Source organism: Mesorhizobium xinjiangense, assembly GCF_009749525.1.
Lineage (GTDB): Bacteria > Pseudomonadota > Alphaproteobacteria > Rhizobiales > Rhizobiaceae > Mangrovimarina > Mangrovimarina xinjiangensis.
The window spans coordinates 77,895-91,775 of sequence record NZ_WOAC01000016.1 but is presented as its reverse complement, the minus strand read 5'-3'; the positions used below and the strand labels follow the sequence as shown (position 1 = coordinate 91,775).

Genomic DNA, 13,881 nt, shown 5'->3' with positions numbered 1-13,881 from the left:
CGGTCCATCACGACGCATCGCCCGAACCGCGAATCAGTTCGGACATGAGAGTGGCGCGCTGGCGCAGATTGGCCGGCGACTGCGGATCGTCTGCGATTTCCTGGAAAAGCTCGAGAGCCTCGGCGGACCGGCTCTCCTTCCAGGCCGACAGGCCAAGCGCCTCGCGCGCCGAATGGCGCAGCGGATTGGTGTCGGCGGCCAGCGTCTCCACGCGCGCCGACACCTCGTCATAGCTGCCGTGGTCGACAAGCAGGAGACCGGCGCGCAGACGCGCCATGTCGCGGATCGCCTGCGCCACGGATGTGTCGGCGGCGACCTCGTCGAACGCGGTGATGGCGGCATCGGCCTCGCCCTTTGCGGCCTGAAGCGTGGCCGCGCGCATGCGGGCCAGAACCGGATAGGCGCCATAGCCCCCGGCCTCCAACTCTTCCAGGGCGGCCAGCGCCTCGTCGTTCTTGCCTTGGCCGGCCAGCGTCAAGGCCTGCGAATAGGCGTCTCCGGCCTTGTTGGCGCGGCTGCGGTCCCAGTAGTCCCAGCCCACATAGCCGGCGGTCGCGAGAACCACCGCAACGGCGATGACGATGGCGATCGGGCCATAGCGGCGCCACAGCGCCTTGGCCTGGTCCTGGCGCAGCTCTTCATTGACCTCGCGGATAAAACTATCGTCCGACATCACCCAACCCGTATTGGCGCCGGAGGCATGACCGGCATTTTGGGAGCCTTTTATCGGAATTTGCGGCTGATGGAAGGGGACCGCGCGAAAATGCCCCTATCCGGCGCCTGCCCGCGTCAGGCCACCGGCAGCGGCACCGCGCCGAAAAGCCACAAATGCAGGCGCCAGACGAACAGCCCGTAAAGCACGAGTGCGGCGGCAACGGCGATGAGGTCGTTGCGCACCGGGCCTGCTGCCGCGATCGCCGCACCGCGCCGCTTGACCGAAATGCGGTCGAGCACCGCCCAGACCAGAAAGCTGCCGAACAGCAGGATCGAAGCGAGATCGCCATTGGCAAGCAGGTGGGCCACCGCCCAGATCTTCACCGCCACCAGCATCGGATGCTTGAGCATCGGCTTCAGACGGCCAGCCGGAACGGTATAGACCATGATGGCGATGAAGGCGAACAGCATCAGCAATGCCGTCAGGTGCTTCATCCATACGGGCGGCTCGTAGATCACCGGTGCGACCGGCCAGGCGAGCGAGTAACCCCAGATGATCAGCACCAGGCCGATGGCCGAGACAAGCGAATATGTGCCCTTCCAGGGCCCCTCGCCCATGGATTTTTCACGCGCGCCGGCCCATTCGGGCGCGAAGATGCGCACCGAATGAATGCCGAGAAACAGGATCAGTCCGAGGATGAGAACGAGCATGATTTGCCTTCCGGTCAGGTGGGTGGCGCGAGCTTATCTTTAAGCGCTGATGTTGGGAACAGGCAGTCCGCCATCAATCTTGAGCAGGACCTAATCAAAGAGCTGCCATAATCGGCGGGCAGTCAGATGCGCTTTGCGAGAGGGACCCTTCTTTCATGCCGATATGCTTGCGCGGCCTGCTGCTGCCACTCTGCCTCTTCGCCCTTGCGGGCCACGCCAATGCCCAAACCGAAGCGCAAAGGCCGCAATATGTGGTCATCTCTTTCGACGGCGCGCACGACATCGCGCAGTGGCGCCGCAGCCGCGCACTGGCGCAGGAAACCGGCGCCCATTTCACCTATTTCCTCTCCTGCGTCTTTTTGCTGACGCGCGATAACAGGGACCTCTACCACCCGCCGCGCAAGTCGGCCGGCCGGTCCAATGTCGGCTTCGCCTCTTCCCGCGAGGAAATCGCCGCACGGCTCGAGCAAATCCTGGGTGCTCATGGAGAAGGCCACGAGATCGCCAGCCATGGCTGCGGCCATTTCGACGGCAAGGACTGGTCGGCGAAGGACTGGGAGCAGGAGTTCGACCAGTTCAGCGCGATCGTCGCCGGCGCCTATGCCAACAACGGCATCGAAGCGGAACCGGAAGGCTGGCAATCGCTCGCAGCCGGCATGTCGAAGGGCTTTCGCGCGCCCTATCTGTCGACCAGCCCGCAACTCTACGAGGCGCTTGCCGCAAGGGGCTTTGCCTATGACGCCAGCACCGTTTCGCGTGGGCCTGACACGCCGCGCCGCAAGGCGGGCGTATGGCATTTTGCCTTGCCACTCATTGCAGAGGGCCCGGCCCGGCGGCGCATCATCGCCATGGACTACAATCTGTTCGTACGTCATTCGGGCGGTGTCGAACGCAGCGATAGCGATGGTGCGTTCGAGGAGCGCGCCTACCGGGCCTTCCGCGCCGCGTTCGAAAAGCAGTATTCGGGCAAGCGCCGGCCGCTGCAGGTCGGCTTCCATTTCACGCTGATGAATGGCGGCGCCTATTGGCGCGCACTGGAGCGCTTTGCCACGGACGTCTGCACGAAGGCGGACGTCGAATGCGTTTCCTATAGCGGACTGGTCGAAGCACTCGAAGCCGAACCCGCCGCCCACGTCGGCGGGTAACCCGTCAGGCCGGCTGGTCGCCGGGCCGCGCGTCAACCTCCGGATTGGCGAGATATTCCGTGTCGATATCGGGCAGCTTGCCGCCATGGAGCGTCGCTTCGAACGCCTGCAGGCGCTTGTAGATCGACAGCAGTTCCACGATCGTCGGCCAGGCATTGACCAGATATTGAAACGACGAGCTGACCTGGGTGAAGGCCGTCAGGATCTGCTGCAGGATGCCGAAGGTGATGCGACCGGCCGCGACTGTCGGTATCAGGATGAAATAGGCGAAGATATTGTCGGCCTGAATGTAGAAAGACCGGGCGACGTTGAAATACATGTAGTGAAAATACAGGCGGAAATAGTTTCTCCGCACATTGCCGAAGAGTTCCCTGACCGTCAGCGGCCGGGCGCGATCCGCGTGATCCTCACCATAAACGAGTTCCTTGCGGAACGCCGCCTCCACCCTCTGGTTTCTGAATTCCAGACCCGGCAGACGAACGCCGACGATGGCCAGCAGGACCGTGCCGAAGAGCGACCAGAAGATGGCCGCGCTCATCAGCGGCGCGGGCACCTCGCCGATGATCGGCAGATGCGTCACATGCGTCGACAGCGCATAGAGGATGGGCAGGAAGGCAATCAGCGTCATGACGGAATCGACCATGCTGACGCCGAGGCCCTCGACGGTCGAGGCAAAACGCATGGTGTCTTCCTGGATACGCTGGGATGCACCCTCCACCTGACGCAGCCGCTGCCAGTGCGACAGATAGTAGTCGTTCATCGCCGTTCGCCAACGGAAGATGTAGTGGCTGACGAAGAAGCGTGTCGCGACGTAGACGAGAATCCATAGAAAGGCGATCTGGGCGAACACCAGAAGCAGAGCATACAGATCGGATGCGGCGACCTTGTCCGGTTCGGTCAGGGCATTCTGCACCAGATCGAAGAAAGGGCGGCGCCAGTTGTTGATGGCGACGCTGACCTGCACCGAGAAATAGGTGGAGAACAGGATCGCCGCCGATCCGAGGATGGACCACATGGCCCAGGGATGGGGCAAGGCCACGAACCAGAACCCGGCGAAGATGGCGGTCACGACAGCGAAATAGATGTAGAACCACAGAAATTGGGGGGTCCAGAAGTAATGCACGCCGACAATCGGCAAAGCCTCGGGATCGGCGGGCGGCATTGCGAACCAGGCGCCCATGTCGCGGCCCAGTAGATACCAGAAGGCAACCGCAAAGGCCGACCAGGCGACAAATGACAGGAAGAACAGCTTCGGTCTCGGGAAGAAGGATACGAACACGGGGGGTGATTCCCTGAAATGGCAGGCAGGAGAGCAAGGGCGCGCCCCGCCCGTTACACGGTATGATCGGGGCAAATCGTATGGAGCAATGGCGGCGGCAACAAGCCGCGCGAGCATGAAATTTCGGTAAGGCTGTTCACCTTGTCGGCGTTGAAAATCAACACCCTGCGAGCCACAACGTGCGCTACGATTGTCGCAGCGCCGAGCGCGCCGACCAGCCGATCAGGCCCGAGGCGACGAGGGCGAGCGCGGCGCCGATCGAGGGAACGAAGAAGCTGCCCGTCCAGTCGGCCGCATAGCCGGCCGCGATCGGCCCGAGGATCTGGCCGATGCCGAAGGCCGCCGTCATCAGCGCCAGGGCGCGGCGCGGGGCAGACGGCGCGAGCAGCCGGCCGGCCTGCAGGCCGAGCGCGGTGACGGCGATGAACGTGCCGCCAAGCAGCACCCCGCCGACGATCGGACCGGCCGGCGCCGGCATGGCCACGCTGGCCACGACGCCGAGCGCCTCGACGAGGCAGCCGACGGCGAAGGCCGCCGCCAGGCCGCTGCGTCGTGCCAGCTTGCCCCACAGCCAGACCGAGGGCGCGCCGGCAATGCCGGTGACGAGCCATACGCCGGATTCGAACAGGCGCCCGCCGTCGCCCTGGCGCACGATCGCGACGAGAAAGGTGGCGGTGACGATATAGCCGGCGCCGAAAATGCCGTAGGCGAGGATGATCCTGAAGAGCGCCGGACTGCGCGGCAGTGCCGGCTCCGGCCGGTGGCCGGCCTCGGCATGCAGCGGCCCGCCTGGCGCGAGACGCCAAACCAGCAGGAACACGAGCGCGCCGACAGCACCCGAAAGGAGCCAGGAGGTGCGCCAGTCCGCACCGGCGAGCGCGACGCCGCCGGTGATCAGGGCTGAAACGCACATGCCCACGCCGACGCCGCCGAAATGCAACGCCTGCAGACCAGGCCGCCCGGCGGCAAAAAGCCGCGACGAGACGATCGACGTCAGGAAGATCATCAGAAAGGCACTCGCCACGCCGGCCAGGAACCGGATTGCCAGAAAGCTGTCGAGCGCATCCGCTACCCCCATCCAGGCAAGCAGCAGCGCATTGGCCCCGAGGCCGGTCAGCGTGACGGCACGCTCGCGCCCATGCGCCCATGCACCAGCCGCCATGATCGCGCCGACGAGATAGCCCAGATAGTTGGCGGAGGCGACGAGGCCGGCCTGCGAGGCCGACAGGCCGAGCCCGTCCATCATGCCGGGCAGTATCGGGGTATAGACGAAACGCCCGATGCCCATGGCCGCCGCCATGGCGGCCATGCCGGCAAATGCGTAGCGAAACGGGTGGAGAGCGGCGGGCTGCATTGCCCCCGATTAGACGCAGTCGGCCGATGCTGCAATGCACAGTGCCGGATAAGGACAGGGCCACGACGGCGTCGCGGCCCTGTCGGAAAGTCTCACACGGTCCAGCCCGCGGCCGGGCGGCCTACGCCGCCTGCGCCACGGCGCGCTCCGATCGCAGGCCCTTCCAGGTGGCGTACATCATCACCATCAACAGAAGCGCGAAGGGGAAACCCGTCGCCACGGCGCCCGCTTGAAGAGCCGCCAACCCGCCGCCGAGCAGCAGAACGATCGCCACCAGGCCCTCGAAGATGGCCCAGAAAACCCGCTGTGCGACCGGGGCATCGATCTTGCCGCCGGCGGTGATCGTGTCGATGACGAGCGAGCCGGAATCCGAAGAAGTGACGAAGAAGACGATCACCAGAACGATGCCGATGAGCGAGGTGAGACCGGCCAGCGGCAGCGGCTCCAGCATGCGGAAGAGCGACAGCTCGGGCACATAGTCGACGACCGTCTGCTGCACGCCGGTGTAGCCCTCGGCGAGGAACTGGTTGAGCGCCGTGCCGCCGAAGGTGGTCATCCACAGAATGGAGACGACGGTCGGAATGATCAGAACGCAGGTGATGAATTCGCGCACTGTGCGGCCACGCGAAACACGCGCGATGAACATGCCGACGAAGGGCGACCAGGATATCCACCACGCCCAGTAGAACGTTGTCCAGCCATGCATGAATGCGTCGTCCTCGCGGCCGACCCAGTTGGCAAGCGTGGGCAGGTCCTTCACATAATACCAGCAGTTCATGAAGAAGCCGGTGATGATGCCGAGCGTCGGTCCGACGGCGATGACGAAGAGCAGCAGAACGACCGCCAGAAGCATGTTGAGCTCGGACAGCCGCTTCACCCCCGCATCGAGCCCCGCGACGACCGAACCAAGGGCGGCGCAGGTGATGAGGGCGATAAGGACGACCTTCATCGTGTCTGTGTTGGGAACGTCGTAGAGGTAGTTGAGGCCGGCCAGCGCCTGCGAAGCGCCGAAGCCCAACGACGTGGCGAGGCCGAACAGCGTCGCAAATACCGCCATGATATCGATGACGTGGCCGATCCAACCGCGCACCCGCTCGCCGAATATCGGATAGAAGACGGAGCGCATGGAAAGCGGCAGTCCCTTGTTGTACGCGGCAAGCGACAGCGACAGCGCCACGATGGCATAGATCGCCCAGGGGTGCAGGCCCCAATGGAAGATCGTCGCCGCCATGCCCATTTCGCGCGCCGTCGCAACGGCCACGGGATCGTCGATGAGTTGGCCGTCGACCACCGGTGGCGCAACGCCGAGCGGCGGATTGTTGAAATGGTACATCGGCTCGAGCACGCCGAAAAACATCAGCCCGATGCCCATGCCGGCCGCAAACAGCATGGCGAACCAGCCGGAATAGGAATAGTCGGGCGTGGCGTCCTCACCGCCCAGGCGCACCTTGCCGAGCGGCGAGGCGATCAGCACGAGGCAGAACAGCACGAACAGATTGGCCGCCAACATGAACACCCAGTCGAAGGTCGAGGTCAGCCAGACCCGCAGGCCGCCAAGCGCCGCGCCCGCCGTCTCCCTGAACAGCAGGGAGAAGACGACGAAGGCGATGATGACGATCGCCGAGACGAAGAAAACGGGATTGTGGAGGTCAAGGCCAAGCACTGTGACATTGTCCTGACCGGGCTCGAGTCCGTGGTCCTCGACCCTATCCGCTTGGGTATTCGCCATGAATGCCTCCCTCTCTCCTTATTCGCCGGGAGCGCTACACGCCGCGGCGCTTTGTTGCCCCGTTTGCCGGAGAGCAGAGAGACACGATCAAGAACAGGCGATCCGTCCGAACACAATCCGGGCCAGGATTCGTCACACTTTAGGCCAAAAAAGGGTCCGATTTCAAAGCCGGAGGCGACTTCCTATTGTCCGGTCACGACAGCCGGCCCGCCCTCGCAGGCTCACGGGGCGACGATCGGCGTTGCTTCGAGGTCCGGCTCGCAAACTCCGACTCCCGCGAATTCGCTGCCTTCCTCGAACCACGAGCGCGGCGCCGGGGCGCCCCACAAGGTCTGGCGCTGCGGGTCTTTCAGGTCCCAGCGGATCGGCTCGTGATCGGGATCCACCGTAAGATAATCCGAACAGTAGATCTCGACGCGATGGCCGTCTGGATCGCGCACATAGAGAAAGAAGGCGTTGGAAATGCCGTGACGGCCGGGGCCCCGCTCGATGTTGGAGACATAGCCGGTCGTCGCCATGAGATCGAGCAGATCGATGATGTTGAGCGGGGTCGGCACCCAGAATGCGACGTGATGCAGGCGCGGCCCGCGACCGTTGGTGAAGGCCATGTCATGGACGCCGCCCTTGCGGTGCATCCAGGCCGCCCACAGCCGGCCGCTCGCCTCGTCCTCCGTATATTCGGTGACCCGGAATCCGATCTCGTTGTAGAAGGCGACGGACTCGTCGACATTGGTCGAAAAGCAATTGAAATGGTCGATGCGCAGCGGTTTCACGCCGCGATACAGCGCATATTTCTGGTGGATCGGCGGCAGGCGATCCATGCGCACGAAGAACTCGAGCGGAATGCCGTGCGGGTCGCGGGTGCGCATGGTGCGCGACTGATTGGGCCGTTCGACCCACTCGACCGGCAGTCCCTTGCCGCGAAAGTAATGTTCCGCGCGCTCCAGATCGCCGTCGTCGTAAAGCCGGAAGCCCAGATGATGCGCTACCGGCTCGTCGCCGCGCTTGAGGATGATGCAATGATGACAGCGCTCCTCCATGGCGCGCAGGGTGATCATCTCGCTGTCTTCATAGGTCACCTGCAGACCGAGCGTATCGACATAGAAGGCCCGGCTGGCGGCAAGGTCGCGCACGATCAGTTCGACATGGCTGAGACGCACGACGTTGAACGGCGGATAGAGATTGGGGGCCGGGACCGGCATAGCTTCTTCCTCCCTTGTGGAGCGCTCAGCCGCCGAGCTTGGCGATCGGGTGTGCGGCAGTGGCAAAGGCGATGTTCTTTGTTTCCATGTAGAAGTCGAAGGACCAGTCGCCACCGTCACGCCCGATGCCGGAGTTCTTCACGCCGCCGAACGGCGTCGGCAGGTGGCGCACATTCTCCGAGTTCACCCAGATCATTCCGGCCTCGAGGTGTTCGGTGAAGCGGAAGGCGCGGGTGACGTCGGATGTCCAGAGATAGGCGGTCAACCCGTAGGCAACGTCGTTGGCGAGCGCCAACGCCTCCGCCTCGTCCTTGAACGGGATGGCGGTCAGGACCGGACCGAAGATTTCCTCCCGGGCGATGCGCATGTCGTTGCGCGCACCGGTGAAGAATGTCGGCTTTACGAAACAGCCACCGCGCAATTCGCCATCGGCGCCCTCGGCCTTCTCGCCGCCCACGGCGATGGTCGCACCCTCCTGCCGGGCAAGCTCGAAATAGGACAGGACCTTCTTTTCGTGCTCGGGATGGATGAGCGGGCCGACGACCGTCTCGGGATCGAGCGGGTGGCCGACCTTGATGCGCGCCGCCTTTTCGGCAACGCGGGCGACGAATTCGTCGTGAATGCTTTCCTCGACCAGAAGACGCGAGGAGGAGGTGCAGCGCTCGCCGTTGAGCGAGTAGATCATGAAGACGGCCGCGTCGGCGGCACGGTCGAGATCGGCGTCGGCGAAGACGATGACGGGGTTCTTGCCGCCGAGCTCGAAATGGACGCGCTTCAGCGTGTCGGCGCCCTGCTTCATGATGAGCGAGCCCGTGCGGCTTTCGCCCACGAAGCCGATCGCCTTGATGTCGGGATGCTCCGTCAGCGCCTTGCCGGCATCCTCGCCGAAACCGTTGACCAGGTTCCACACGCCCCTGGGCAGGCCGGCCTCCTCGGCGATCTCGACCAGCAGCCTGGCGGTGAGCGGCGAGAACTCGGCCGGCTTGTGGACGACCGTGCAGCCGGCGGCGAGCGCCGGCGCGATCTTCCAGGTCGACAGCATGAAGGGTGTGTTCCATGGCGTGATGACGCCGACGGGACCAACGGGCACCCGCATCGTCATGTTGACCTGGCCCGGCGCGCGCAACGCCTGGCCGTCGCGCGCCTGCGGCGCGCGGTCGGCGAAGAAGCGGAAATTCTCCGCCCCGCGCAGCGCCGCCTTGGACATGAAGCGCAGCGCCTGGCCGGTGTCCATGCACTCGACGAAGGCGATCTCCTCGGCCCGTGCGACAATCGCGTCGGCAATCTTGTGCAGGAGCTTCTTGCGCTCGGCGCCGGGCATGGCCGCCCAGTTGCGAAAGGCGGCTTTGGCAGCGCGCGCCGCCCGGTCGATGTCCTCCGCTCCGCCATGGGCGACCCGCGCCAGCGGCTTCAGGTCGACCGGCGAAATCGTCTCAAATGTGCGGCCCGAAGCAGCCGGCACGGCTTGCCCGCCGACCTGGTTCAAGACGCCGTCCTTGCGGAAGCGCTCCAGATAGGTTTCGGCCTTGGCCAGATTGTCGTTCATTGTCGGCATCGTTGCTACTCCCGGCCCTTTCGCAAGCGCGGATGGATGGCGTTTTTCCGCCAGCTCAGCTCCGGATCGATTTCCCGGATCTCGAAGGAGAACGCGAAATGCGGCGTCTCGAACAGCGGCGCACAGAATGCGCAGACGGCATCGGAGATGGACTGTCCCGCCGCTTTCTTCACCTCCAGCGTCCGGCCGGTGCCGATGCGCAGCGACAAGTCGAGGAAAGCATTCTCGGCCAGCCCGTCGGCAATCGCATAGGCATCGGCGCGCAGCGCCCTCACCCGGACCGCACCGGTCTCGAAAACGCCGGTCTCAAGAGCGGCGCGCAAGGTCTCCGCGCACAGCGCCTGCATGTCGAGGCGATCCTCCAGATTGGCCGAATATTCAAAGGTCAGATGAGGCACCGTCTCCTCCCGCGGCTCGTTCGTGCGCTTGCAAAGTTCTTGTTAACATGTTAATTATATTGTTCCGGCTGTCAAGTCGCAGAACGTGCATGTCATCACTTGAGCGAGGATCCCGCATTGCTTTCACTCGACAAGGATTTCCTAAAAGGCTCCATCCCTCCACTGGTGACGCCGTTTCGCGACGGCGCCGTCGATTATGACGCCTATGCGGGACTGGTCGAGTTCCAGATCCGCGAGGGCTCGCACGGCATCCTGGTCAATGGCACGACATCGGAACCCTCCTCGCTCACCGTCGAGGAGCGCAACCACATCGTCGATGTGGCGGTCGAGGCGGCGGCCGGCCGGACCACCATCGTCGTGGCGACCGGGTCGCAAAGCTTCGCCGAAACGGAGGCGCTGACCCGCCACGCCGCGGCCAAGAATGCGATCGACGCGCTGCTGATCGTCACGCCCTATTATGCGCGTCCGCCGCAGCGCGGGCTCGTCGAATATTACCGTCAACTCAACACGCTGCACGACAAGCCCTGGATGATCTACCACATTCCCGGCCGTGCGGCGGTCGACGTCAAGATCGAGACGGCCCGCGAGATCGACGCGGCCTGCCCGACCTTCGTCGGCATGAAGCACGCCTCGCTCGATCTCGGCTATGTGTCCGAATTGTTCGAGCAGGTCGACGAGGACCTGCGCGTCTTCGTCGGGCTTGAGGAGCTTTCCTTCCCGATGATGGCGGTGGGCGCCTGCGGATTGATGAACGCGGTCGGCAATCTCAGACCCAGACCGCTTGCCGAAATGTGCGAGGCGGTGTGGGCGGGCGACCTGTTCGCCGCACGTGCGCTGCATCGCCGGCTCTTCGAGATCAACAAGGCCGTCTTCTACGACATCAATCCGATCCCGATGAAATACATGATGAAGCGGCTCGGCATCATGCCGGAAAACGAGCATCGCCTGCCGCTCGTGCCGGCTACGGCCGAGCTCGAGCGCAAGCTTGACACTGTGCTGGAAAAGATGGGGCTGGTGTGATGCGACTGTTGAGCTTTCTCGATGGGGAAATGCAGAAGCCCGGCGCGGTCAAGGGAGACGGCGTCGTCGACCTTTCGGCGCGGCTCGGTGTTTCAGGGGTCAAGGAGATCCTTCAACGCGGGCTGCTGGCAAAGGCGGCCGAAACCGTCGCGGCAAACGACGCCGATTTCGCCCTCGATTCGATCATGCTCGGCCTGCCGGTTCCCGATCCCGGCCGCATCTTCTGCGTCGGGGTCAATTACCTGAACCGCAACGAGGAGTATCGCGACGGCCAGGCCGCTCCCGCCTATCCCTCGCTCTTCATGCGCGGCCCCCTCTCCTTCTCCGCCCATGGCGAGGACATTCTCATCCCGCGCGAGTCGAGCCAGCTCGACTATGAGGGCGAGATCGTCCTGGTCATCGGCAGAAAGGGCCGGCGCATTTCCCAGGCCGCGGCCATGGATCACGTCGCCGGCCTGACCGTCATGAACGAAGGCTCGGTGCGCGACTGGCTCCGCCACGGCAAGTTCAACGTCACGCAGGGCAAGAATTTCGATCGCTCCGGCGGGCTCGGCCCATGGATCGAGACGGATTTGAACAAGCTCGACGTTACCAACCTGACGCTGGAGACGCGCGTCAACGGCGAGGTGCGCCAGAAGGACACGACACGGTCGATGGCTTTTCCATTTGCGCGCATCGTGGAATACATTTCCACCTTCACGACGCTGGAGCCGGGCGACCTGATCGCCACCGGCACGCCGACGGGCGCCGGCGCACGTTTCGACCCGCCGCGCTGGCTCAAGCCCGGCGACGTGGTCGAGGTCGAAGTGGAGGGTGTGGGAACATTGCGCAACCGGATCGGGCGGGAACAGTGAGCACCAATTCCGAGATGACGGCGCCGGACCGCTTGCCTGAAGACCGGCTGCTGCCGCGCGATACGCGCCGCTCGCTCCCCATCGCGCTCTTGCGGGCCCGCGAGGCTGTGATGTCGCGCTTCCGCCCGCTGCTTGCCAAGCATGAGGTGACCGAGCAGCAATGGCGCGTCATCCGCACCCTCGGCGAAGTCGGGTCGCTGGAGGCCAACGAACTGGCCGAACGCGCCTGCGTCCTGGCGCCCAGTCTCACCCGCATCATCAAGTCGCTCGAAGACCGCGGGCTGATTGCCCGCACGCGCCACGAGAGCGACGGCCGGCGCGTGCTCCTGACGATCACGCCGACCGGGCTTGCGCTGATCCGGGCCGTCGCGCCTGAAAGCGCCAAGATATTCGCCGAACTCGAGGCCCGCTACGGACGCGAGCGGATCGACGCCCTGCTCGACCAGCTCGAGGAATTGACTGCCGCGCTGTCCGAGGACAGTGCCTGACGCGATGTCGTGAAGGACTTTACCCCCACCCCTACCCCCTCTCCTGAGCTTGCCGAAGGGGGACGGGTCAGGGTGGGGCTATGCCGACTGCCAATCCGCCATGCATCTCAAGATGCAATGTGAGGCTCAAATCATCAGACAGCCGGGCAAGGCATCGCATGATGGCCGCGCTTGCGCGGCGTTGCTTCCCGTTTCACAGCCGCAAAGAAGGCCGTCGACTCGGCCTGGACAACCGCTGCAGGCAGGTTCCGCGGCAAGGGCAGGTCGGCAAGCTGACGCTCGTCCATCCGCGCCAGATCCGGGTGCGACAGCGGATCGGCCAGCCAACGCTCTTCGCCGCAATGATGCGCCTGATGGCGGTCCACCGGCCTCGCCAGACGATCGAAAAGGATTGAGAATAACTTCATAACATTACACTCCTTGTTGGAGCAAACTCCTCTTCGATTGCAAAATTAGGCGTATGACGCGACAATCGCTATCGCGAAAATCGCGATACCTGTTTAGAAAAACTTCATGAGATCACTGAACCGGATTCATCTCAACGGATTGCGCGCGGTCGAGGCCGTCTGCCGTCTGGGCAGCCTGCAGGCGGCCGCCGAGGAACTGGGCGTGTCCGTCAGCGCGGTGAGCCAGCAGATCAACCGCAGCGAACGTCAGCTCGGGCGCACGCTGTTCGACCGCACGCCGAAAGGCCTTGTCGCGACGGCCTTCGGCGCGCAATTTTCAGCGCGGCTGACAGACGGTTTTCGCCACATCGCGCATGCCGTCCGGCTGGCCGAAACTGACAGCGACGACACGCTCGTCGTCTCCGTCGCGCCGGCCTTCGCCTCGAAATGGCTGATGCCGCGCCTTGGCCGCATGTTCGCCCGCCACCCCGACATCATCATCCGCTTCGACGCCAGCACGCGGGTCATCGATCTCGATCGTTCGGATGTCGATCTCGCGATCCGAATGGGCGACGGCATGTGGCCGGGCGTCGATGCGGAACTCCTGTGGGATCAGGAAATCTTCCCCGTCTGCGCACCATCGCTGGCGACCGAATTGAAGGACATCGCGGATCTCTCCCGGATCGCGGCGATCACCGACGAGAACTCGATGATCCGCTGGGAGGACTGGTTCGAGGCCGCCGGCGTGGCGCCGGTCGAACTCAGGCGCGGCGCCAGTTTCACCGACCCGATGCTCGCGCTCGATGCGGTCCTCGACGGGCATGGGGTCATGCTGGCCTCCGAACTGCTGGCGGCAGACGGCCTTTCCGCCGGACGCCTCGTCGCCCCCTTCGGCATCCGCGCCATGAGCGGGCTCGGCTACTATCTGTGCCGTCCGGCCGGAGCGCCACGCCCGCGCAAGGTGCGCGCCTTTACCGATTGGCTGCGCGAGGAAATGGCGGCGACCATCCGCGATTTCGCCCTGTCCGGCTGACCACCATCGCAACGGCCGGCCGGAACAGGCCCAGACCAGGCCCGGCGCCGGCGAGAATCCGCCGGCGCCGCGC

Annotated in this window: 14 protein-coding genes; 6 read left to right on the top strand and 8 right to left on the bottom strand. The window is 64.4% G+C overall.

All coding sequences use genetic code 11. The features are described 5' to 3' along the window. Positions 1-7 precede the first annotated feature (7 nt). Positions 8-673 carry a tetratricopeptide repeat protein gene (locus GM909_RS17640; protein ID WP_157018206.1) on the bottom strand — a complete coding sequence of 222 codons (666 nt, stop codon included), beginning with the start codon at positions 671-673 and terminating at the stop codon, positions 8-10. A 116-nt stretch (positions 674-789) separates the two neighbouring features. Next, positions 790-1,365: an NnrU family protein gene (locus GM909_RS17635; protein ID WP_157018204.1), complete on the bottom strand. Its 576-nt coding sequence runs from the start codon at positions 1,363-1,365 to the stop codon at positions 790-792. A gap of 155 nt (positions 1,366-1,520) precedes the next feature. On the opposite strand from GM909_RS17635, the gene GM909_RS17630 reads away from it, so the two are divergent. Continuing rightward, complete coding sequence (locus GM909_RS17630; protein ID WP_157018202.1) at positions 1,521-2,510, top strand: polysaccharide deacetylase family protein; 990 nt, start codon at positions 1,521-1,523, stop codon at positions 2,508-2,510. Between the two features lie 4 nt (positions 2,511-2,514). Here the strand turns inward: GM909_RS17630 and sbmA are convergent, their stop codons facing one another. From sbmA to GM909_RS17600, 6 genes are all read right to left on the bottom strand, one after another. Continuing rightward, the gene (gene sbmA / locus GM909_RS17625; protein WP_157018200.1) at positions 2,515-3,789 is read right to left on the bottom strand and encodes a peptide antibiotic transporter SbmA; all 1,275 of its coding nucleotides are present in this window, start codon (positions 3,787-3,789) and stop codon (positions 2,515-2,517) included. A 184-nt stretch (positions 3,790-3,973) separates the two neighbouring features. Continuing rightward, entirely contained in the window at positions 3,974-5,143 is a 1,170-nt protein-coding gene (locus GM909_RS17620) for a YbfB/YjiJ family MFS transporter (RefSeq protein WP_235911959.1), read from the bottom strand. 121 nt (positions 5,144-5,264) lie between these two features. Then, the gene (locus GM909_RS17615; protein ID WP_157018198.1) at positions 5,265-6,872 is read right to left on the bottom strand and encodes a BCCT family transporter; all 1,608 of its coding nucleotides are present in this window, start codon (positions 6,870-6,872) and stop codon (positions 5,265-5,267) included. A gap of 221 nt (positions 6,873-7,093) precedes the next feature. Beyond that, entirely contained in the window at positions 7,094-8,074 is a 981-nt protein-coding gene (gene hpaD / locus GM909_RS17610; RefSeq protein WP_157018196.1) for a 3,4-dihydroxyphenylacetate 2,3-dioxygenase, read from the bottom strand. A 25-nt stretch (positions 8,075-8,099) separates the two neighbouring features. Beyond that, on the bottom strand, positions 8,100-9,629 hold the full coding sequence (hpaE, locus tag GM909_RS17605) for a 5-carboxymethyl-2-hydroxymuconate semialdehyde dehydrogenase (RefSeq protein WP_157018195.1): 1,530 nt from the start codon (positions 9,627-9,629) through the stop codon (positions 8,100-8,102). Positions 9,630-9,634: 5 nt separating this feature from the next. Further along, positions 9,635-10,027: a 5-carboxymethyl-2-hydroxymuconate Delta-isomerase gene (locus GM909_RS17600; protein WP_157018193.1), complete on the bottom strand. Its 393-nt coding sequence runs from the start codon at positions 10,025-10,027 to the stop codon at positions 9,635-9,637. Positions 10,028-10,144: 117 nt separating this feature from the next. On the opposite strand from GM909_RS17600, the gene dapA reads away from it, so the two are divergent. The 5 genes from dapA (at position 10,145) to GM909_RS17575 (ending at position 13,808) form a co-directional block, all read left to right on the top strand. Further along, positions 10,145-11,047, top strand: a complete 903-nt coding sequence (gene dapA, locus GM909_RS17595; protein WP_157018191.1) for a 4-hydroxy-tetrahydrodipicolinate synthase — start codon at positions 10,145-10,147, stop codon at positions 11,045-11,047. After that, the gene (locus GM909_RS17590; protein ID WP_407941312.1) at positions 11,044-11,901 is read left to right on the top strand and encodes a fumarylacetoacetate hydrolase family protein; all 858 of its coding nucleotides are present in this window, start codon (positions 11,044-11,046) and stop codon (positions 11,899-11,901) included. Before dapA ends, GM909_RS17590 begins: the two co-directional genes overlap by 4 nt. Before the next feature lie 14 nt (positions 11,902-11,915). Then, positions 11,916-12,389 (top strand): homoprotocatechuate degradation operon regulator HpaR, encoded by a 474-nt coding sequence (gene hpaR, locus GM909_RS17585; RefSeq protein WP_157018328.1) that lies wholly within the window; start codon positions 11,916-11,918, stop codon positions 12,387-12,389. Positions 12,390-12,547: 158 nt separating this feature from the next. Next, complete coding sequence (locus GM909_RS17580; protein WP_157018187.1) at positions 12,548-12,784, top strand: hypothetical protein; 237 nt, start codon at positions 12,548-12,550, stop codon at positions 12,782-12,784. 118 nt (positions 12,785-12,902) lie between these two features. Then, on the top strand, positions 12,903-13,808 hold the full coding sequence (locus GM909_RS17575; RefSeq protein ID WP_157018185.1) for a LysR substrate-binding domain-containing protein: 906 nt from the start codon (positions 12,903-12,905) through the stop codon (positions 13,806-13,808). Positions 13,809-13,881: the final 73 nt, after the last annotated feature.